Origin of the sequence: Gilliamella sp. Nev5-1, assembly GCF_001690895.1 — a bacterium.
In the GTDB taxonomy this organism is placed as follows: Bacteria; Pseudomonadota; Gammaproteobacteria; order Enterobacterales; family Orbaceae; genus Gilliamella; species Gilliamella apicola_C.
In genome coordinates, this window is sequence record NZ_LZHO01000070.1 from 102,275 (window position 1) to 125,219 (window position 22,945).

At 36.8% G+C, this 22,945-nt stretch carries 20 protein-coding genes; all 20 read left to right on the top strand.

The window, feature by feature from the left end:
- The first annotated feature begins 61 nt into the window (after window positions 1–61).
- The gene (gene rpoC / locus A9G41_RS09475) at window positions 62–4,279 is read left to right on the top strand and encodes a DNA-directed RNA polymerase subunit beta' (RefSeq protein ID WP_075539589.1); all 4,218 of its coding nucleotides are present in this window, start codon (window positions 62–64) and stop codon (window positions 4,277–4,279) included.
- Between the two features lie 86 nt (window positions 4,280–4,365).
- Window positions 4,366–4,677 carry an antibiotic biosynthesis monooxygenase family protein gene (locus tag A9G41_RS09480; protein ID WP_065583077.1) on the top strand — a complete coding sequence of 104 codons (312 nt, stop codon included), beginning with the start codon at window positions 4,366–4,368 and terminating at the stop codon, window positions 4,675–4,677.
- A gap of 547 nt (window positions 4,678–5,224) precedes the next feature.
- Window positions 5,225–5,554 carry a hypothetical protein gene (locus tag A9G41_RS09485; RefSeq protein WP_075539590.1) on the top strand — a complete coding sequence of 110 codons (330 nt, stop codon included), beginning with the start codon at window positions 5,225–5,227 and terminating at the stop codon, window positions 5,552–5,554.
- Window positions 5,555–5,600: 46 nt separating this feature from the next.
- Window positions 5,601–5,969, top strand: coding sequence for an SFCGS family glycine-rich protein (locus A9G41_RS09490; RefSeq protein ID WP_065567431.1), 369 nt, complete (start codon window positions 5,601–5,603; stop codon window positions 5,967–5,969).
- Between the two features lie 13 nt (window positions 5,970–5,982).
- A complete protein-coding gene (locus A9G41_RS09495) occupies window positions 5,983–6,279 on the top strand; it encodes a DUF4312 family protein (RefSeq protein ID WP_075539595.1) in 297 nt (98 codons plus the stop codon).
- Between the two features lie 20 nt (window positions 6,280–6,299).
- A complete protein-coding gene (locus A9G41_RS09500; RefSeq protein WP_065567432.1) occupies window positions 6,300–7,052 on the top strand; it encodes a DUF4311 domain-containing protein in 753 nt (250 codons plus the stop codon).
- Window positions 7,053–7,067: 15 nt separating this feature from the next.
- Window positions 7,068–7,721 carry a DUF4310 family protein gene (locus A9G41_RS09505; RefSeq protein WP_065567433.1) on the top strand — a complete coding sequence of 218 codons (654 nt, stop codon included), beginning with the start codon at window positions 7,068–7,070 and terminating at the stop codon, window positions 7,719–7,721.
- Window positions 7,722–7,771: 50 nt separating this feature from the next.
- Window positions 7,772–8,926: an amidohydrolase/deacetylase family metallohydrolase gene (locus A9G41_RS09510; protein WP_075539591.1), complete on the top strand. Its 1,155-nt coding sequence runs from the start codon at window positions 7,772–7,774 to the stop codon at window positions 8,924–8,926.
- Window positions 8,904–10,043, top strand: a complete 1,140-nt coding sequence (locus A9G41_RS09515) for a DgaE family pyridoxal phosphate-dependent ammonia lyase (protein ID WP_075539592.1) — start codon at window positions 8,904–8,906, stop codon at window positions 10,041–10,043. Before A9G41_RS09510 ends, A9G41_RS09515 begins: the two co-directional genes overlap by 23 nt.
- A complete protein-coding gene (dagF, locus tag A9G41_RS09520) occupies window positions 10,043–10,783 on the top strand; it encodes a 2-dehydro-3-deoxy-phosphogluconate aldolase (protein WP_065583082.1) in 741 nt (246 codons plus the stop codon). The genes A9G41_RS09515 and dagF overlap by 1 nt, the downstream gene beginning before the upstream one ends.
- Before the next feature lie 3 nt (window positions 10,784–10,786).
- Complete coding sequence (locus A9G41_RS09525; protein WP_065583083.1) at window positions 10,787–12,706, top strand: BglG family transcription antiterminator; 1,920 nt, start codon at window positions 10,787–10,789, stop codon at window positions 12,704–12,706.
- Between the two features lie 236 nt (window positions 12,707–12,942).
- Complete coding sequence (gene yceD / locus A9G41_RS09530) at window positions 12,943–13,452, top strand: 23S rRNA accumulation protein YceD (protein WP_065583084.1); 510 nt, start codon at window positions 12,943–12,945, stop codon at window positions 13,450–13,452.
- Between the two features lie 4 nt (window positions 13,453–13,456).
- Window positions 13,457–13,624 carry a 50S ribosomal protein L32 gene (gene rpmF, locus A9G41_RS09535; RefSeq protein WP_025316508.1) on the top strand — a complete coding sequence of 56 codons (168 nt, stop codon included), beginning with the start codon at window positions 13,457–13,459 and terminating at the stop codon, window positions 13,622–13,624.
- A 37-nt stretch (window positions 13,625–13,661) separates the two neighbouring features.
- Window positions 13,662–14,708, top strand: coding sequence for a phosphate acyltransferase PlsX (plsX, locus tag A9G41_RS09540; protein WP_065583085.1), 1,047 nt, complete (start codon window positions 13,662–13,664; stop codon window positions 14,706–14,708).
- Between the two features lie 4 nt (window positions 14,709–14,712).
- Window positions 14,713–15,666 carry a beta-ketoacyl-ACP synthase III gene (locus tag A9G41_RS09545; protein WP_065583086.1) on the top strand — a complete coding sequence of 318 codons (954 nt, stop codon included), beginning with the start codon at window positions 14,713–14,715 and terminating at the stop codon, window positions 15,664–15,666.
- Between the two features lie 27 nt (window positions 15,667–15,693).
- Window positions 15,694–16,629, top strand: coding sequence for an ACP S-malonyltransferase (gene fabD, locus A9G41_RS09550; RefSeq protein WP_065583087.1), 936 nt, complete (start codon window positions 15,694–15,696; stop codon window positions 16,627–16,629).
- Window positions 16,630–16,650: 21 nt separating this feature from the next.
- On the top strand, window positions 16,651–17,385 hold the full coding sequence (gene fabG, locus A9G41_RS09555) for a 3-oxoacyl-ACP reductase FabG (RefSeq protein WP_065583088.1): 735 nt from the start codon (window positions 16,651–16,653) through the stop codon (window positions 17,383–17,385).
- Between the two features lie 150 nt (window positions 17,386–17,535).
- Window positions 17,536–17,769 (top strand): acyl carrier protein, encoded by a 234-nt coding sequence (acpP, locus tag A9G41_RS09560; RefSeq protein ID WP_034910452.1) that lies wholly within the window; start codon window positions 17,536–17,538, stop codon window positions 17,767–17,769.
- Window positions 17,770–17,928: 159 nt separating this feature from the next.
- The gene (fabF, locus tag A9G41_RS09565) at window positions 17,929–19,173 is read left to right on the top strand and encodes a beta-ketoacyl-ACP synthase II (RefSeq protein WP_065579895.1); all 1,245 of its coding nucleotides are present in this window, start codon (window positions 17,929–17,931) and stop codon (window positions 19,171–19,173) included.
- A gap of 190 nt (window positions 19,174–19,363) precedes the next feature.
- On the top strand, window positions 19,364–22,843 hold the full coding sequence (dnaE, locus tag A9G41_RS09570; protein WP_065583089.1) for a DNA polymerase III subunit alpha: 3,480 nt from the start codon (window positions 19,364–19,366) through the stop codon (window positions 22,841–22,843).
- Window positions 22,844–22,945: the final 102 nt, after the last annotated feature.

A 22,945-nucleotide genomic window follows, 5' to 3' on the forward strand; every position in this document is an offset into this window, starting at 1 on the left:
TAGGGATAACTTATTAGCGATAATAAGTTATCTAATTGGTTTAACTCCATAGGAGTCAATTGTGAAAGACTTACTAAAGTTTCTAAAAGCACAAACAAAAACAGAAGATTTTGATGCTATTAAGATAGGCCTTGCCTCTCCTGATATGATTCGCTCATGGTCTTTTGGTGAAGTTAAAAAGCCTGAAACAATCAACTACCGTACGTTCAAACCAGAACGTGATGGATTGTTTTGCGCACGTATTTTTGGACCAGTAAAAGATTATGAATGTTTATGTGGAAAATATAAACGTTTAAAACACCGTGGTGTGATTTGTGAAAAATGTGGTGTGGAAGTGACTCAAGCTAAAGTGCGCCGTGAGCGCATGGGGCATATTGAGCTTGCATCACCAACTGCGCACATTTGGTTTTTAAAATCATTACCATCTCGTATCGGTTTATTACTTGATATGCCACTACGTGATATTGAGCGCGTACTTTATTTTGAATCATTTATGGTTCTTGATGGTGGCATGACAAATCTTGACCGTGGGCAAATTTTAACGGAAGAACAATATTTAGATGCGTTAGAAGAGTTCGGTGATGAATTTGATGCGCGCATGGGTGCAGAAGCGATTCAAGAATTATTACGTAATATTGATGTGCAAGCAGAATGTGAAGCGTTACGTGATGAACTTGCTACCACTAATTCTGAAACTAAACGTAAAAAACTGACGAAACGTATTAAAATTATTGAAGCATTTATTCAATCAGAAAATAAACCTGAATGGATGATTCTAAACGTATTACCAGTGTTACCACCAGATTTGCGTCCATTGGTACCACTTGACGGTGGACGTTTTGCAACGTCAGATTTAAATGATCTTTACCGTCGAGTTATTAACCGTAATAATCGTTTAAAACGCTTATTAGATTTAGCCGCACCAGATATCATTGTCCGTAACGAAAAACGGATGTTACAAGAATCAGTCGACGCATTATTAGATAATGGTCGTCGTGGTCGTGCTATTACTGGTTCAAATAAACGTCCACTGAAGTCTCTTGCTGATATGATTAAAGGTAAGCAAGGTCGTTTCCGTCAAAACTTGTTAGGTAAGCGTGTTGACTATTCTGGTCGTTCGGTTATTACTGTAGGTCCTTACTTACATTTGCATCAATGTGGCTTACCGAAAAAAATGGCACTTGAATTATTCAAACCATTTATTTACGGAAAATTAGAGCGTCGCGGTTATGCAACAACCATTAAAGCAGCGAAAAAAATGGTTGAACGTGAAGATGCGGTTGTTTGGGATATTTTAGATGAAGTTATCCGAGAACACCCAGTATTACTAAACCGTGCACCTACATTACATAGATTAGGTATTCAAGCATTTGAACCGATTCTAATTGAAGGTAAAGCGATTCAATTACATCCATTAGTCTGTGCAGCATTTAATGCGGACTTCGATGGTGACCAAATGGCGGTTCACGTTCCATTAACATTAGAAGCACAATTAGAAGCTCGTGCGTTAATGATGTCAACTAACAATATTCTTTCGCCAGCAAGTGGTGAGCCTATTATTGTTCCTTCTCAGGATGTGGTTTTAGGTCTTTACTATATGACTCGTGATAAAGTCAATGCTAAAGGCGAAGGGATGATTTTAACAGGGCCTAAAGAAGCTGAAAAACTATATCGTTTAGGTTTAGTTGAATTGCACGCTAAAGTTAAAGTTCGTATTACTGAAAGCCAACATAATAGTGTGGGTGAGTGGGAAGATACCACTTCGGTTGTTGATACAACTGTTGGTCGTGCGATCTTATGGTTAATTATGCCAAAAGGAATGAGCTTCTCTGTTATTAATCAACCACTTGGTAAAAAAGCAATCTCTAAAATTTTAAATATCTGTTATCGCCAATTAGGCATGAAAGATACAGTTATTTTAGCTGACCAAATTATGTACACAGGGTTTGCCTACGCTGCGCGTTCTGGTGTATCGGTTGGTATTGATGATATGGAAATTCCAGCGAAGAAATCGCAAATCATCAATGAGGCTGAAATTGAAGTTGCTGAGATTCAAGAACAGTTCCAATCAGGTTTAGTAACGGCAGGTGAACGTTATAACAAAGTTATTGATATTTGGGCAGCAGCCAATGAACGCGTTGCTAAAGCCATGATGGATAACTTATCAACTGAAAAAGTGATTAACTGTAAAGGTGAAGAAGAAGTTCAGTCTTCTTTCAATAGTATTTATATGATGGCCGACTCTGGTGCGCGTGGTTCTGCTGCACAGATTCGTCAGCTTGCTGGTATGCGTGGTTTGATGGCAAAACCAGATGGCTCAATTATTGAAACACCAATTACAGCAAATTTCCGTGAAGGATTAAACGTACTTCAGTACTTTATTTCGACCCATGGTGCGCGTAAAGGTCTTGCCGATACCGCATTAAAAACAGCGAACTCAGGTTATTTAACGCGCCGTTTAGTTGATGTTGCACAAGATTTAGTGGTTATCCAAGATGACTGTGGCACTTTAGAAGGTGTGGTGATGACGCCAGTTATCGAAGGTGGCGATGTTAAAGAACCACTTCGTGAACGTGTTTTAGGTCGTGTTACTGCTGAAGATGTGTTAAAACCAGGCGGTGCAGATATCTTAATTCCGCGCAACACGTTACTTGATGAAAGTAAATGTGACTTACTTGAAGCTGAATCTGTAGATAGTGTTAAAGTCCGTTCTGTTGTTTCGTGTGATACTGACTTTGGTGTTTGTGCAAAATGCTATGGTCGTGATTTAGCCCGTGGTCACTTGGTCAATAAAGGTGAAGCAATCGGTGTTATTGCTGCACAATCAATCGGTGAGCCAGGTACACAGTTAACCATGCGTACGTTCCATATCGGTGGTGCGGCATCGCGAGCAGCAGCGGAATCAAGTGTCCAAGTTAAAAACAAAGGTAGTATTAAATTAACTAATGCTAAATTTGTAACTAACCCAGACAAGAAATTGGTTATTACTTCGCGTAATGCCGAGCTAACCATTATTGATGATTTAGGTCGAATGAAAGAAACTTATAAAGTTCCTTATGGTTCGATTTTAAGCAAAGGTAATGGCGAGGCAGTTGACGCAGGTGAAACTGTTGCTAACTGGGATCCACATACAATGCCTGTTATCTCTGAGACTAAAGGGTATATTCGTTTTGTGGATATGATTGATGGTCAAACTATTACTCGTCAAACTGACGAATTAACAGGTTTATCATCTATTGCGATATTAGATGTAGCTGAACGTACTGGTGTAGGTAAAGATCTGCGCCCAGCAATTAAAATTGTTGATGCTAAAGGTGATGATATCTATTTGGCTGGTACAGAAATGCTTGCTCAATATTTCTTACCAGGTAAAGCATTAGTCCAGTTGGAAGATGGTGCTGAAATTAATATTGGTGACACGCTTGCTCGTATTCCTCAAGCATCTGTTGGTACCAAAGATATTACCGGTGGTTTACCACGCGTTGCTGATTTATTTGAAGCACGTAAACCAAAAGAGTCTGCTATCTTGGCTGAAATTGATGGTATTATTTCATTTGGTAAAGAAACAAAAGGTAAACGTCGCTTAATTATCACGCCATTGGATGGTAGTGAACCATACGAAGAGATGATTCCAAAATGGCGTCAACTTAACGTGTTTGAAGGTGAACAAGTTGGGCGTGGTGATGTGATTTCGGATGGTCCTGAATCAGCGCATGATATTCTGCGTTTACGTGGTGTTAATGCGGTGACACGTTATATTGTTAACGAAGTTCAAGAAGTTTATCGTCTGCAAGGTGTAAAAATCAATGATAAACATATTGAAGTTATCGTACGACAAATGTTACGTAAGGCAACAGTTATTCACCCAGGTGGTTCTCGTCTGCTTGAAGGTGAACAGCTTGAAGTTTCTCGCTTGAAGATTATTAATCGTGAACTTGAAGCACAAGGCAAAGAGCCGATTGTTTACTTGCATGACTTGCTTGGTATTACTAAAGCATCATTGACGACTGAATCGTTTATTTCTGCTGCTTCGTTCCAAGAAACGACTCGTGTATTAACTGAAGCTGCGGTGGCAGGTAAGAATGATGAACTGCGTGGCTTAAAAGAAAACGTTATTGTTGGTCGATTAATTCCAGCAGGTACTGGTTATGCTTACCATAAAGAACGTTTACGTAAACGCGCAATGCCATCAGTCGATGAGGTTCCAGCAACCATTTCAGCAGAAGAAGCAACAGCTAACTTAGCTGAATTGTTAAATTCTGCCGAAGAGAATCAATAATTTTTTTAACTCAATTTACAAATAGCACGCATGGCGTGCTATTTTTTTATATGATGTTTAATTTAGAAATGTAAAAGGAGATAAGGATGTATATTGTAATGAACCGTTTTAAAATTAAACGAGGTAGTGAAGATGCTTTTATTGAAATATGGCGCAACCGCGATAGCCATTTGAAAGAAATGAAAGGTTTTAATCGTTTTTACTTTTTACAAGGAAAAACAGAAGAAGATTACACGTTATTTTCTTCATTTGTTGAGTGGGATTCAAAAGATGATTTTGATGCTTGGGTAAACTCACCACATTTCAAGCATACACACCGTAACATAGATAATAGACCAAATAATAAAGATATTTATTTCGACTCAGCACAACTAGAATGTTTTGAAGTTATTTTATAAACCAAAAAACAGTTATGGTCGCCAGTAATAATAACGATAGAGTCTTATGATAAGCAGAAAGCTTTATGAGCAATGACAAATAATGGTGGAATCTGTTTTTTATAGTTGTCATTATTTTCATTCTACAGGCGTTGCAAGCCAACATTCTAGCTACAGATAATGCTATTTTACACAGAACGTTACACATTAAAACAGTGTAATAATAGACTAAAAATTATTCAGAAAAGTAATTAATTTTATTGAATTTTTATTTTTAAGCAAGTAAGGTTTCAACTTGCTTGCGTTATGAAATTTCAGATTTACCTTTCTTCAGTGTCTAAAAAACAAATCTTATTATATTTTTTATGATCTAGTTCACAAAATTGAATATCAAGATTCGCAAATGATCCACCATATAAAATAGCAATCCCTTTTGATTATTGTGTTTAACTAACTTGGTAACAAATTTCCTCTTTCTGAAGGAAAAACTCTCTATCCACATTCAAACACGTTTGTTTTACGCTTAAACCGTCCAATCTAAAATAACAATAAGAGAAATGTATTAGCTATGACCCAAATCAAATTTAGAATGTTTGAAGACAATCTTGAACCAGAGCTAGTTACCCAACAAACCATTAACATTATCAACAGTTGGTTAGCAAAGCACCAAATTATACAAAATGATGTTCAAAAAGCGATGTTATTTTCACATGTAAAAGCGATGGTTGAAAGGGCTAAAACATTAGAAAAACTACCTGAAATCGATCCTGCATTATTTGATGAACTTTCAGAAGAATCGTTAGAGCTGGCACGAAAGACGGTAGCGTTATTTGATAATTTACCAATAGAAGAAGCGTATTTATTGGCAGTTCATTATGAAGTTGCTAAAGCAAATTAAACAATTACTAGACAACTAAAAAACAATAATTAATAGGAGAAATGTTATGGCTGAGGTGGTCATTGTTATCGGCGATAGAATGGGAAAAGGGCAAAAAATTGCCACGGGAATTGATTCAGTAGCAGGTTGCCGTGCAATTGTTATTCCTGGCATGGCTGCAGATATGAAATTAGGTGATGTAATGAATAAGGAAAATGCCGATTTAGGGCTTTCTTTCTGTGGTAGTGGTGGGGCAGGTGCTATTACGGCACAAAATAAATATGGTTACCCACAGCGTCATGGTATGCGTTCAATTGAAGAAGGTGAAACGGCTATCAATGAAGGGTGTAAAGTCCTTGGTTTTGGGTTTATGGATACGGAAGAATTAGGACTGCGTATTGCAAAAGCATTTCTGAAAAAATACCCACGTTCATAATCGAAAAATGAATATGAAAAAACAAGAACAGATACTTGTGAGAGTAAAAGGTCATTGTGATTCTAAGCAACGAACATTTTCTAATGCCTTAAGTCAGGTTCAGAAAGAAGTATTGAAAAATACTAATAACATTCTGTTGCGTATAGAGCCGATTGATATTCAAGTGGTATCAGCAATAGAAAAGATAGTAATGGAACGTTTTTTATTTATTTTTTTACCAAGAAAAAAGACATTTTATGAAATCACCCTTGATGTATCTGTTAATGTAACTTTTATTGATTTAAATGATATTGAATTTACTTCTAAATAACATAACGTAAAAGGAAAGTTATGGAAATTTTAATTATTGCATTTAAGTCTATTATTATCGGTGGACTTTGTGGTTTTGGGGTTGGCGTTGGGGCTGCTCGAATGTTCCATGCGCCAACGTATCAAGGCATGGGGGCATTTCGTACATTGGGGGAGCTTAACTCATGCGAAGGCGATCCTACGGCGCACTTTTCATTTGGTTTAGGATTCTTTTTTAATGCATGGGCATCATCAGTTGCAGCAGGCTCTTTTACTCAAGATGTCGATCATAGAATCATTCCCAATTGGGGCGCTTCTTTATTGATGATAAAAAATCGTAATCTTGACGAAACCTTACACGATCCTAAAAAAATGGCTTTTGCATGCGCATTTGTTGGTATGGTTGTTGTGTTGTTTTTAAATACGACAACTTCAGTGATTCCAGATTCGCTAAAAATTACCGCAACTAAAGTTCTGGTTCCTGCTGCAAACTTGCTAGTTGCAACTGTTATGCCAGTTATTTTCTGGTTAGCCGCATTAGATGCTGGGCGCCGTAGTGGTTTTTGGGGCACATTGTTTGGAGGGCTTGCGCAGTTAATTATGGGGAATGCTGTACCTGGGCTGGTATTAGGGATATTGATTGGGAAAGGTGTTGATGATAGTGGCTGGAATCGTGTGATGAAAATCATGCTGGTGTCTGTCATTATTCTATTTGTTATGAGTGGGTATTTTCGTGGTTTTGATATGAAGATGATAAATTCATTTAGAGACGGTTTATCTTATTGGTTTAAATAATACAGGGAACATGTTATGAACACACAAACAACGATCAATAAAAGTTTTTGGTATGCTGATTGGTCATTCCCTATTATCTGTGGATTATTGTCTGCTGGTATTTTTGCTGGAACGCATACTTTCTATGTATATGGTATTGGTGCCTTTAACGAAATTGCTTTCGTTGCCATGCTTAAATCAGGAATGACTACGGGGGATTATGGTGCAGTTGCGGCTTTTGGGGCTAGCTTTTTATTTGCTCGAGTTATTGAAGGCTCATTAGTGGGTATATTGGATATCGGTGGCGCATTGCAAACCGGTATTGGGCTTGGTATACCTGCATTATTGCTAGCGGGAGGCTATACATTACCTGTTGAAAATTTCTTTGTTGCATTAATAACGGGGTTGGTTTTGGGGATCCTAACGGGTTTAATTATTATTCTGATCCGTAAATTTACGGTTAATGGTGGTTCTGGTTCAACATTTGGTGCCGATGTTATGATGGGTGCGGGCAATGCTTCTGGGCGTTTTCTTGGCCCAATGATTATTTTATCTGCTATGGTCGCTTCCATCCCTATTGGTATTGGTTCTTTATTGGGAGCACTGCTTTTTTATGTATGGAAAAAACCGATCACCGGTGGGGCTATTTTAGGCGCAATGATTTTTGGCGGTGTATTCCCAATCCTATAATATTAATTACTCTCTATAATTTATTCAATTGTAGAGAAGAGTGAAAAATTATGTATGATTTAATTATCAAAAATGCCAAACAGATTGATGAGTCAGTAACCGATATTGCTATTGTTAATGGTAAGATAGTTGCGATGGCTAGTTCTATTATAGGGCAATCTAAACGTGTACTGGATCTAAAAAATAAACATTATATTAGTGCTGGGTGGATTGATTCACACACGCATTGTTTTGCGCGATCCCCCCTCTATCATGATGAGTCAGATTTGATTGGTGTAAAGACGGGTGTCACCGCTGTTATTGATGCTGGTAGCGTTGGTGCTATTGATGTTGATGAGTTTTATCAATTAGCTCAGCAAGCAAGTACACATGTTTACTCTTTTTTAAATATTTCTAAAATTGGCTTATTAAGACAAAGTGAGCTCGCCGATATGCAGGATATTGACGCGCCGTTATTTGATGAAGTATTAGCTAAATATCCTAATTTTATTATTGGCATCAAAGTGCGAATGAGTGGTAGTGTCGTGGGTAGAAATGGCATTTTACCATTAGTTAAAGCCAAAGAAATGCAAAAAAAGAGCGGTTTGCCCCTAATGATTCATGTTGGTAATAATCCCCCTGAGCTTGATGAAATTGCCGATTTATTAACTAAAGGTGACATTATTACACATTGTTTTAATGGTAAGCCCAATCAAATTTTTGATGAACAAAATCAATTGCGTGGTTCAATCAAAAGAGCAATCGAACGTGGAGTGATATTAGATATCGGCCATGGTGGTGAAAGTTTTAGTTTTTCAGTAGCAGAACGTGCTAAATGCTTGGGTATTTACCCCAATACGATTAGCTCTGATATTTACTCTAAAAACCGTCTACATGGTCCAGTTTTTAGCTTGGCTAATGTGATGACGAAGTTTATTTGTCTTGGTTATAGCCGAAAAAGAATTATTGATAGTGTGACACAAAATGTGGCTCAAATTTTGCATATTAAAAATAAAGGTGTTTTATCGGTTGGTTATGATGCAGATTTGACCATTTTTGATATTAAACGGCAAACTATTTCATTATTAGATTCTGAAGGCGAAGTTAGGCAAAGTGATGAACAGTTTGTTCCTTTAGCATCTATTGTCGCTGATACGGGAAAGCATTTGATACGCATTGAACTAACAGAGGAAGGTAGTAAAAATGAGCTCAGAATCTCCAACTAAAAAAGATATTTATAATAAATATCACTTAAAAAAGGTAATTAATGCGTCAGGAAGAATGACCATTTTAGGTGTATCAACTCCAAGATCTGAAGTGATTGATACGGTATCATGTGGGCTAAATGAATATTTTGAAATTAAGGATTTAGTGGATAAAACAGGCCAATATATTGCGCAATTGCTCAATGTTGAAAATGCCGTGGTAGTATCGTGCGCTTCCGCTGGTATTGTTCAAGCGGTTGCGGGCTTGATTACCAAAGATGATCGTGACTTATTATTTAATTTGCATTCATCTGATAAATATGTTCCTCGTGAAATTATTGTCCCTAAAGGCCATAATATTAATTTTGGTGCACCAATTGGGACAATGGTTTCTTTAGGTGGTGGGATTATGGTTGAAGCAGGCTATGCAAATGAGTGTAAACCTGAACATATCGAATCACTAATTAATCCAGATACTGTTGCGATTTTATATGTTAAATCACATCATTGTGTACAAAAAAGCATGTTGTCGGTCGCGCAAACAGCTGCTATTGCTAGAAAATATGATATCCCATTGATTGTTGATGCAGCGGCGGAAGAAGATTTACAAACTTATTATCAACAAGGGGCTGATTTAGTGATTTACAGTGGCGCTAAAGCAATTGAAGGGCCGACCAGTGGTTTAGTCATTGGGCGTCATCAAGCGGTGGAATGGTTAAAATTACAGTCACAAGGTATTGGGCGGCCAATGAAGATAGGCAAAGAAGGTATTTTAGGATTAACAAAAGCTATTGAGCTTTATGTTACCGATCCACAATCAGAAACAGGACAACAGATGGTCGCTAAGATGACCCCATTTATTGAAAGTCTAAATACACTTAAAGGTATATCGGCTAAAGTGGTTTGGGATGGAGCTGGGCGTGATATTGCACGAGCCGAAATAGCATTTGATGCAAGTGTAATAGGTAAAACCGCAGTCGAGATAATTGAACTGATGAAACAAGGTGAGATTGCAGTGTATTTTAGAGAATATAAAGCCAATGAAGGCAAAGTTGATGCTGATGTGCGTAGTGTGACATCAACACAACTCGACATTATTTACCAAAAAATTAAAAATATTACTCAAGGAGCACAATAATGCAACTGACTCCAAATTATTATAATGATCGTGTTTGTTTAAATGTATTAGCGAATTCAATTGATAATGCGAAGGCGATTTATGAGGCAGCACAAACTTATGTTGTTGTTGGCATTTTATCTAAAAATTACGCCAATAATGAAGCAGCAATTGCTGATATGAAAAAGTATGCAGTAGCCATTGATAATGCTATTTCAATAGGACTTGGTGCTGGTGATCCTAATCAGTCAATGATGGTTTCTGAAATATCAGCTATACTCCAACCACAACATATTAACCAAGTGTTTACAGGGGTTGCAACCAGTCGAACTTTGTTAGGGCAAAAAGAATCTATCATTAATGGGTTAGTTTCGCCAACGGGAAAAGTTGGCTTAGTCAATATTGCAACAGGTCCGCTAAGCTCAAAATCTCCAGCTGCAATTGTTCCTGTTGAAACGGCTATTGCTTTATTAAAAGACATGGGTGGTAGCTCAATAAAATACTTTCCTATGGGTGGGCTAAAACATAAAGATGAATTTGCGTATGTAGCTAAATGTTGCGCTGAACATGATTTCTATCTTGAACCAACTGGTAGCATTGATCTAGATAATTATGAAACAATTTTAAAAATCGCCTTAGATGCAGGTGTGAAGAAAATTATCCCACACATCTATAGTTCTATTATTGATGAAGCAACAGGCGTAACACGGACTAATGATGTCAAACAACTTTTAGCTATCACACAAAAGCTTGTAGGATAAATAATGTCATCTAAAGTGCTATTCTCTTCTCAGCGATTAGCGTATTTATTTGATACCATAAAAAATGAAACGCTGCCACAACAAGAGTTAGCGAATCGTTTTTCGGTTTCTACTCGCACTATTCGCACTGATATTTCAGCACTTAATGGTATTTTAAGCGATTATGGAGCACAAGTTGATTATACCAAAAATATTGGATATCAACTTGTGGTAACCGATCCCATTCTTTATGCAACATTGCCTATCACTCAGGCAATTGAGCGCATCCCCCGAACAAGTAGAGAAAGAGTTTCGGCTTTATTGATTGCTTTTTTAACGCAATCCAATTCAGTAAAATTAGATGATATTGCTGGGAAATGGTTTTTAAGCCGTAGCACGCTGCAAAATGATGTTATTGAGGTTAAACAATATTTAGATAAATACAATTTATTAATCGAAAATCGTCCTTATTATGGTATGCGATTAGTTGGTGATGAGTTATCAATTCGTACCTGTTTAACCGATATTTTATGGCAACGGCATATGGCTGAAGATTTCATTACGGTTAATAGACTACGTAAAACAGTTTTAAATGATATCGATTTAGAGTATCTTGAAAAAATTCTTCAAAATCAACTTGAACGTTTTGAGCTAAAATTAAATGCTGAAGGGCAAGGATATCTACTTTATAGCTGTGCGGTTTCAATTACTCGAATTACTCAAGGGTATGAGTTACTTGAATATGATGTAGATCAAATTAATACTACTGTTATCAGCGCAGTGACTCAAATCTCTGAAGATGTTTCCTATTTCCTAGGCAGTGTGCTTTCCGATGCGGAATTTAATTATTTATGTGCTCAGGTTGTTTCTAGAACGATTATGGAATCGCCAAATCAGGCACAAAGCTTAGCAATGGTTAAACATATATTATCTTATATTAATGATACTTATCATTATAATTTATTAGAAGATAAGAAATTAAATCAAGATATATTAATTCATATTTCATCAATGTTATCGAGGATTAAATATCAAATTCGTACAACTAACCCTTTATTACATGAAATAAAAAAGTATTATCCTTTTGCTTATGATATTACGCTATCTGCTCTTGCTAATACCGAAAAGTATACTGGAGCAAAAATGACAGAGGATGAAATTAGCTACTTAGCGGTACATATCGGTGTGGCATTAGAGCGTAATTATAGCGCTGGACATGAAAGATGTGCGCAAATTTTACTTGTTAGCGAGCTTGGTAACGCAGCTTTGCGTATGATTGAGGCAAAAATTAAAAGGGATTTTCCCCATATTAAAATAAATCGCACACTTTCTTATCGAGAGTATGAACAGCTTTCCAATATTGAAGAAGATTTTATTGTTTCAACTGTTCGTTTAACAGAAAAAAATAAACAAATAGTTAAAATTGCACCATTTCCTACATCTTATCAGCTTGAACAATTGGGTCGATTGGCAATGATAGATAGAAAGATGCCTTATATTATTGAGCGTTTTTTTAGTGAAAAATTTTTTCTAATTATTGACCAACCCATGACCCAAAAGGAACTTTTTAACAAAGTTTGCAAAAAACTTGAACAAATGGGGTATGTTGATGTTGATTTTTACCCTTCTGTTATTGAGCGAGAGGCAATTGTTTCTACGCTATTGGGTGAAAATATTGCTATTCCTCACTCTGTTGGGTTGCTGGCTAAAAAGACGATAGTAACTACCATATTGGCTCCACAGGGGATCGTGTGGGATAAAAATCAAGTTGCCTATGTTATTTTTTTATTGGCAATTAGTAAAAATGAATATGAAGATGCAATGCGTATTTATAATTTATTTGTTAACTTTGTCAAAGAAAAATCTACTAAGCGTTTATTAGATAGCAAAACGTTTAATGATTTTCGTGCAATTGTCAAAGATAGCTTTGGTCGATTGTCATAATATAATGTCTGATTAGTTTATTTATTGTTTTTGTCTTAAATCGTGTTTTTAGCAAAAATTTTCTAAAAATAAAAAAATATTCAGAATAAATATTAAGGTAATAATCAATAGCTAAAACAAATTATCTTGCTTATGCCCATTGACGAAATCATGATTTAAAGGTAATATGCGCGCCTTATGGCATTGTGTAGTTTTTAGCTACGCTAAATAAATTTTTAAGGTAGTATGCATATCTTATGCAAAATAGATTACCATTAACTATTGACCCGATTAAAGCAGCACAAAAACGACTTGATTATACTGGATATTATCCACTTCAAGCGATAAAGAGGGTTGAAAATCCAAAAAGTGATATCGCCTGTAGTTTATCTTTTCATTATGATGAACAAAAGCTTTGTGTTATCGCTATTGATACAAAAATGACGTTAGAACAAACTTGTCAACGTTGTTTTGAACCTTTTGTCACTGAAGTTCATGTGATGAATAAATTTAGCCCTGTTAAGAGCGATGCTCAAGCAGAGGCACTACCGGAACATTATGAGCCCGTTCTGATGAACGAGTTTGGCGAAGTAGATATATTAACGTTACTTGAGGACGAAATTATTCTCTCGCTACCGATTGCGCCGGTACATGATAGTAAACACTGCGAAGTGTCAGAGGCAGATATGGTATTTGGTGAAATTCCAACTGAGAATGAAAAAACAAATCCATTTGCAATTTTAGTTAGTTTAAAGAATAAGGGGTAAATCCATGGCTGTTCAACAGAATCGTAAAACTCGTGCAAAACGTGGTATGCGTCGTTCTCATGATGCATTAACTGTTGCTAATATCTCAGTTGATGAATCAGGTAAAACACATTTACGTCATCACGTAACCGCTGATGGTTATTATCGTGGTCGTAAAGTGATTTCTAAATAATTACTAAGTAATTATTTAGAAATTCTCAGGTGACATTTTGGATAATCTAACCATTGCGTTAGATGCTATGAGCGGGGACTTCGGTCCTCGTGTTGTTGTTCCTGCTGCAATACACGCACTGAATTGTTATCAAAATCTATCTATCTTTCTGGTGGGATGCTCAACAGAAATCAATCTTTTTTTACCTAAAGAAAAAGCAAAATTAATTACTCAATATCAACAAGAAGGTCGGTTAATATTAACGGAGTCGACCACAGTTATTGCCAATGATATGAGGCCTTCTTATGCAATTCGTCATAGTCAAGGCTCCTCTATGAGAATGGCGCTTGAACTAGTTAAAGAGAATAAAGCTCAAGCATGTGTAAGTGCGGGTAATACTGGCGCGTTAATGGGATTGTCAAAACTATTATTACGTTCATTAACTGGTATAGATCGCCCAGCACTTGTTGCCACAGTTCCTGCATTAAATAATCAAAATACCGTAGTATTGGATTTAGGCGCTAATGCAGAGTGCGATAGCAATATGTTAGTGCAGTTTGCGATAATGGGCGAAATTTTAGCTAAAACAGTACTTAAGATTGACCATCCCCGTGTCGCGTTACTTAATATTGGTGAAGAAGATAGTAAAGGTTTGGATAAGATTCGTTTAGCGTCTTCTATTTTAAAATCAAATAACCAAATGAATTATATTGGCTATTTAGAAGGTAACGAACTTTTAACAGGTAAAACAGATGTACTTGTTTGTGATGGTTTTGTGGGTAATGTAACGTTAAAAACAGTTGAAGGTTTAATAAAAATTTTTATGTCTTCGTTTAAATTATCCCTATCTCATCATTCATTATTAATGAAATTATTAAGTAAATGGCTACAAAGAAAGATCGCGAAAAATTTTGGTTATTTAGATCCTGGAAGATATAATGGAGCTTGCTTGCTTGGACTTCGAAGTATTGTGATTAAAAGTCACGGTAGTGCCAATCAAAAATCATTTTATGCAGCAATAGAACAAGCTATTTTGGCTATACAAACAAATATACCAGAGAAGATTGCAATGAGTCTTTCTTCCGCACTACCCAAGAGCGAATAATTAGATGTATACAAAGATATTAGGAACTGGGAGTTATCTTCCAAAACAGATAAGAACTAATGCAGATCTTGAAAAAATGGTCGATACTAGTGATGAATGGATCACAACGCGTACTGGTATTAAAGAAAGACGTATTGCAGAACCAAATGAAACGGTAACGAGCATGGCTTATGAAGCCGCAATGAATGCAATTGAAATGGCCAATATTGATAAAGAAGAAATCGGTATGATTATTTTTGCAACGGCAACCTCGGTCAATGCATTTCCAAGTTCTGCAACAGAATTACAGGCCAAATTAGACATTGGTGATGTTGTTGCGTTTGATGTATCTGCAGCTTGTTCTGGATTTATTTATGCACTCGATATTGCAGATAAATATATTAAAAGCGGTGCTATTAAATACGCTTTAGTCGTTGGTTCAGATATGTTAACACGTGGCGTGGATCCAAATGACCGTGGAACCATTATTATTTTTGGTGATGGTGCAGGAGCAGTTGTTGTGGGCGCATCAGAAGAGCCTGGTATTGTCGCTTCACACCTCCATGCTGATGGTCGTTATGGCAATTTATTAAAGTACCCATATGTTGATCGTCGTAATATAGACGATCCAGTCTATATGACTATGCATGGTAATGAAGTATTTAAAGTTGCAGTTAAAGAGCTTTCAAATTTGGTTGATGAACTTTTGGTTGAGAATGCGTTTAACAAAGCCGATTTGGATTGGCTTGTGCCACATCAAGCAAATTTGAGAATTATTTCTGCGACTGCTAAACGACTAGATTTGGACATGAGTAAAGTTATTGTTACATTAGATAAGCAGGGTAACACCTCAGCTGCCTCTGTGCCTTGCGCTTTAGATGCTGGTGTGCGAGATGGACGAATTCAACGAGGTCACTTAATTTTGTTAGAAGCGTTTGGTGGTGGATTTGTTTGGGGATCAGCACTAGTTAGATTTTAGTTTGTTTTTATAATCAAGGATTTAATAATGACCAAATTTGCAATGGTATTTCCAGGACAAGGTTCACAAGCTGTCGGTATGTTAAAAGAACTTGCTGATAATTATTCAATTGTGAAATCAACATTTGATGAAGCTTCTGAAGTACTCGGTTATGATTTATGGAAGCTGGTACAAGAAGGCCCTGTAGAAAAATTAAATAAAACATGGCAAACACAACCAGCGCTACTTGCTGCTTCTGTTGCAATATTTAGAGTATGGCAAAGTGTCAGTGGTGCTCAACCTGCTTTTATGGCTGGTCATAGTTTAGGAGAATATTCAGCATTAGTCTGTGCTGGTGTTATTGACTTCAAAGATGCCATAAAATTAGTTGAATTACGAGGTAAATTAATGCAAGACGCTGTGCCAAGTGGCACAGGTGCAATGTATGCTATTATTGGATTAGATAATGAATCTATTAGCAAAGCATGTGAACAAGCCGCTGAAGGTCAAATTGTTGCTCCAGTAAATTTTAACTCCCCAGGTCAAGTTGTTATCGCTGGGCATAAAGAAGCCGTTGAACGGGCTGCTGCATTGTGTAAAGAGGCTGGTGCAAAGCGAGCTCTACCACTTGCTGTTAGCGTGCCATCTCATTGTGCGTTAATGAAACCTGCAGCAGATAAATTAGCCAATACATTAAACGATATAGAATTTAGTACGCCAAATTTTGCAGTTATCAATAATACTAATGTTAAAATTGAAACATCAGCTGAAAAAATCAAAGCTGCACTAATTGCTCAGCTTTACAGCCCTGTTCGTTGGACTGAAACTGTTGAAGAAATGGCGAAACAAGGTGTAACGCTTTTAGTTGAAGTTGGTCCTGGTAAAGTGTTAACAGGACTAACTAAACGTATTGTTGATACCTTGTCTGGTTGTGCTGTTAATGATAAAGCTTCATTAGATGCTGCATTAGAAAATACTAGATAAAAAATAAAAAAAGGGGTTGTTATGAACTTATCAGGAAAAATTGCGTTAGTAACTGGTGCAAGCCGTGGGATTGGTAAAGCGATTGCGGAAAAACTAGTTGCTTGTGGCGCAACCGTTATTGGTACAGCGACAACAGAAAAAGGTGCTGATGCCATTAGCCAATATTTAGGTTCACATGGGAAAGGTTTTATTTTAAATGTGACCGATGAGACATCAATTGAATCTGTTATTGCCGCAATTAAAACTGAATTTGGTGATATTGATATTCTAGTTAATAACGCTGGTATTACTCGTGATAATTTATTAATGCGAATGAAAGAAGATGAATGGCAAGATATTTTAAATACAAATTTAACGTCTGTTTTTCGGTTATCTAAAGCATTATTGCGCACAATGATGAAAAAGCGTTATGGCAGAATTGTCACTATTGGCTCAGTAGTGGGCACAATGGGTAATGCTGGTCAAGCTAACTATGCTGCAGCAAAAGCTGGTTTAATTGGTTTTAGTAAATCATTAGCGCGTGAAGTTGCATCGCGCGGTATAACTGTTAATGTAGTTGCACCTGGCTTTATTGCAACAGACATGACAAAAGCATTAACTGATGAGCAAAAAGCTTTAACATTGGCACAAGTACCTGCAGGGCGTTTAGGTGAGCCAACTGAAATTGCAAATGCTGTAGCATTTTTGGTCTCAGATGAAGCATCTTACATTACTGGCGAAACTTTACATGTCAATGGTGGTATGTATATGGTGTAATTGCCTAGAATAGTGTAAAATGAGTCAATACATTGAAGTTTTGTATGAAAAATAAGCAATTGGGTTGAAAAATGATTGGCATCTTTTTCAACATTTTATAAACTTACATTCACCGCCACTTTCGGCGATTTTTATAGGAAAAAAAAGAGTATGAGCACTATTGAAGAGCGAGTTAAGAAAATTATTGTTGAGCAACTTGGTGTAAAAGAGGAAGAAGTTAAAAATGAATCTTCTTTCATCGAAGATCTTGGCGCTGACTCTCTTGATACAGTTGAATTAGTTATGGCTTTAGAAGAAGAATTTGATACTGAAATTCCTGATGAAGAAGCTGAAAAAATCACAACTGTTCAATCAGCAATTGATTATATTACTGCGAATCAATAAGGTTTAGCAGAGTTTTCATAATAGGCGGTCATATGATCGCCTAGTTTGCATCTACTTATTTAATTCTAAATGAAATAAAAGCGGTATAGATTGGCAGAAAACTCAAAATAAAATTTTCAGTGATTCAAATTTCATTTCAATCCTTTTCTGGAGGACAATGTGTCTAAACGCAGAGTTGTTGTTACTGGAATGGGCATGATATCTCCTGTAGGTAATACAGTTGAATCCACTTGGCAAGCTTTACTCGCTGGGCAAAGTGGCGTTGAACTCATAGAACACTTCGATACAGCCCCTTTCGCAACACGCTTCGCAGCGATGGTTAAAAACTTTAATGGCGAAGATTATAATATTTCACGCAAAGATGCTCGTAAAATGGATTTTTTTATTCAATACGGTATTGCTGCGGGCATGCAAGCAATGCAAGATGCGGGCATTGAGATCACGGAAGAAAATGCTGAACGAATTGGTTGCGCGATAGGCTCAGGTATTGGTGGACTTGGGTTAATTGAAGAAAACCACAGCGCATTAGTCAATGGTGGGCCACGTAAGATTAGCCCGTTTTTTGTTCCATCAACAATTGTTAATATGATTGCTGGTCATTTATCCATTATTTATGGATTAAAAGGACCCAGTATTACTATTGCCACAGCATGTTCTTCTGGTGTGCATAATATTGGTCATGCAGCACGTATGATTGCCTATGGTGATGCAGATGCTATGTTAGCAGGTGGTGGAGAGAAAGCTAGTACGCCACTTGGTATTGGTGGTTTTGGGGCTGCTCGTGCCTTATCAACTAACAATGATAATCCTAAAGCAGCAAGTCGCCCTTGGGATAAAGATCGTGATGGCTTTGTGCTAGGAGATGGTGCAGGGATTATGTTCTTAGAAGAATATGAGCATGCCAAAAAACGTGGTGCTAAAATTTATGCTGAAGTTGTTGGTTTTGGTATGAGTGGTGATGCTTATCATATGACTTCTCCTCCCGCGGATGGCAGTGGTGCAGCTTTAGCAATGAAATGTGCACTTCGTGATGCGGGCATTAACCCTGAGCAAGTTGGTTATATCAATGCTCATGGCACTTCGACGCCCGCTGGTGATAAAGCTGAAACTCAAGCTGTAAAAAGCATATTTAAAGCAAATGCCAACAAAGTTATGGTTAGTTCAACTAAATCAATGATAGGGCATTTATTGGGTGCTGCGGGTGCAGTTGAGTCAATTTTTACTGTACTTGCATTGAGTGATCAAGCCGTGCCACCAACAATTAATTTAGATAATCCTGATGATGGTTGCGATCTTGATTATGTTCCACATACTGCTCGTCAAGTTAAAAACTTAGAATACGCACTTTGTAATTCTTTTGGTTTCGGTGGAACTAATGGTTCAGTGCTGTTTAAGAAAATCTAATATCTTATTATCCACCAATAGGTTATTATTGGTGGGATATTTTTAATATAAATTTTCACTGATAAAACTTATAATAAAAATGGCTTCCCTCTTTTATTTTCAATTAGAACTCGTAATTAAAGAGAATAAGAATATTTTCCCTGCTTGTGTTATAATTGCAAACTAATTTTATAGCTTAATTTTGGTAATTATGGCGCAACCTAAATTTATTCACCTTCATTTGCATAGTGATTTCTCAATGATTGATGGGATTGCCAAAGTTGGCACATTAGTAAATGAAGTGAGCAAGTTACAGATGCCCGCTTTTGCGATCACTGATTTTACTAATCTTTGTGGACTAGTTAAGTTTTATGGCTCAGCAATGTCTAAAGGTATTAAACCGATCATTGGTGCCGATCTTGCTATTAGAAGCCCCCAAATGCCTGATGATATTTATCGTTTAACTCTATTAGCGGCTAATAATCAAGGGTATCAAAATCTTACTTTATTAATTTCTAAAGCTTATCAACGAGGGTATATTGGTGATTTTCCCGTTGTTGATAATGAGTGGTTGATTGAGCATCGAGCTGGGTTAATTGTATTAGCTGGGCGTGAAAGCGATATTGGTATTGGCATTGTTCGCAATAATCAAATTATCATTGATAATGCGATTAATTTTTATCTTGCAAATTTTCATGACCATTTTTATTTTGAATTAGTACGAACTAAACGCAACAATGAAGAACTATTTATTCATCGTGCTGTAAGTCTGGCCGAACAATATTTGTTACCAGTCGTTGCAACTAATGATGTTCGATTTTTAAAAGCTTCTGATTTTGAAGCTCATGAGATTCGTGTTGCTATTCATGATGGCAATACATTAGATGATCCTTCTAGGCCTAAAAATTACTCGTCCGAGCAATATCTACGTTCAGAACAGGAAATGTGTGAGTTATTTTCTGATATTCCTGAAGCCCTTGAAAATAGTGTTGAAATAGCAAAGCGTTGTAATGTTTCTATCCGGTTGGGAGAGTATTTTTTACCTAAATTTCCAACTGGCGATATGTCAACTGAAGACTTTTTAGTGCATAAATCGCGTGAAGGATTAGAAGAAAGATTAACGTTTTTATTTCCTGATCCTGAAATCAGAAAACAAAGAAGATCTGAATATGATGAACGTTTAGAAACGGAATTAACTGTTATTAATCAAATGGGTTTTCCTGGCTACTTTCTAATTGTTATGGAATTCATTCAATGGTCAAAAGATAATGATATTCCTGTAGGACCAGGGCGAGGCTCTGGTGCAGGTTCACTCGTTGCGTATGCTTTAAAAATTACCGATTTAGATCCACTTGCGTTTGATTTGCTTTTTGAACGTTTTCTAAATCCAGAACGTGTTTCAATGCCCGATTTTGATGTTGATTTTTGTATGGAAAAACGCGATCTGGTTATTGATCATGTTGCTGATATGTATGGGCGAGATGCTGTTTCCCAAATTATAACCTTTGGTACTATGGCAGCTAAAGCGGTAATACGGGATGTTGGTCGAGTGCTTGGACATCCTTATGGATTTGTTGATCGTATTTCTAAATTAATACCTTTAGATCCAGGCATGACTCTTGCTAAAGCTTTTGAAATTGAGTCTCAGCTTCAAGATTTATATGATAATAATGAAGAAGTTAAATCATTAATCGATATTGCACGCCAATTGGAAGGTGTAACTCGAAATGCAGGTAAGCATGCAGGGGGAGTAGTTATTTCCCCAACTAAGATTACTGATTTTTCACCAATTTATTGTGATCCAGAAGGCCATCATCCAGTTACTCAGTTTGATAAAAACGATGTTGAATATGCAGGGCTTGTCAAGTTTGACTTTTTAGGGCTAAGAACATTAACCATTATTGATTGGGCCATCAAAATGATTAATGATCGTCAGCTTCGAACTGGAAAAGAAAGAGTCGATATCACTAGAATTCCTTTAGATGATGAAAAATCGTTTGAATTATTGTTAAAAGCTGAAACCACAGCCGTATTCCAGTTAGAATCTAGAGGGATGAAAGACTTAATCAGACGGTTAAAACCGGACTGTTTTGAGGATATGATTGCTTTAGTTGCACTATTTCGCCCTGGTCCATTACAATCAGGTATGGTAGATAACTTCATTGACCGCAAACATGGTCGAGAAGAGGTTTCTTATCCCGATATTAAATATCAACATGAATCATTAAAACCTATTTTAGAGCCAACATACGGTATTATTTTATATCAAGAACAAGTTATGCAAATCGCACAGACCTTATCAGGTTATACACTAGGCGGTGCTGATTTACTACGTCGAGCTATGGGTAAGAAAAAGCCCGAGGAGATGGCAAAGCAACGTTCTGTTTTTAAAGAAGGGGCAGAAAAACAGGGCATTGATGGCGAATTGTCAATGAGAATATTTGATCTGGTTGAGAAGTTTGCTGGGTATGGTTTTAATAAATCTCATTCGGCGGCATATGCACTTGTTTCTTATCAAACGTTATGGCTAAAAACTCACTATCCTGCCGAATTTATGGCTGCGGTTATGACTGCTGATATGGATAATACTGATAAAATTGTCGGTTTGGTTGACGAGTGCTTACGAATGGGATTAAAAGTCAACCCTCCTGATATTAACAGTGGGCTTTATCATTTTCATGTAAATGATAAAGGAGAAATTGTTTATGGAATAGGTGCGATAAAAGGCGTTGGAGAAGGGCCTATAGAGGCAATTGTTGAAGCACGTAATAGTGGTGGATACTTCAAAAATATTTTTGAGCTTTGTGCCAGAACAGATATGAAGAAGGTTAACCGCCGTGTGCTTGAAAAACTCACTATGGCAGGGGCATTTGATAAATTAGGTCCCCATCGAGCAGCTATTTTACATAGTATCAATGATGCAATGCAGGCAGCTGATCAATATGCTAAAGCGCAACATATTGGCCAAGAAGATATGTTTGGTGTGTTAGCAGAAGAGCCCGAACAAGTTGAGCATGCTTATGCTGCGGTTCCAGAATTGCCTGATCAAGTTTTGCTTGATGGAGAGCGTGAAGCTTTAGGGCTTTATTTAACAGGGCATCCTGTAACGCAATATTTAAAAGAATTAAATCGTTATACAGGTGGGCTACGAATTAGTGAAGCATCGCCGACAGGATGGGGAAAAGTGGTCACTTTTGCAGGCATTGTAGTAGATGCTAGGGTTAGAATTACCAAAAGAGGGAACAAGATTGGTTTATTTACTTTAGATGATCGTTCTGGTCGAATTGATGGTATGCTTTTTGCGGAGTCTTTAGAAAATTTTGGGCATTTACTTGTAAAAGATAAAATTTTAATTGTGACGGGGCAAGTTAGCCATGACGATTTTAATGGTGGCTTTAAAATGTCGGTGCGCGATATTGTCGATTTAAAAGATGCTCGAACTAAATATGTAAAAGGATTGTCCATTACGTTAACGGAAAACGAAACAAATCAAGCAATATTACAACGTTTGCAACAGTTATTAGAACCTTATCGGCATGGGAGTGTACCCGTTAACTTATATTATCATCGAGACGATTCAGTTGTGAGGATCCAATTTGGCACGAAATGGAGAATTATCCCGGAAGATGCTTTGGTTGTTGAACTAAAGACTCTACTTGGTGTTGAGCGTATAGAATTTGAGTTTGAATAAATCAGATAAACTTATTAATAATAGTAAGAATTATAAATTTATTGAATAAATGAAGTTATATTTCAGTCAATGTGAGAGGCATAATAGTTGAAGCCTAATAAT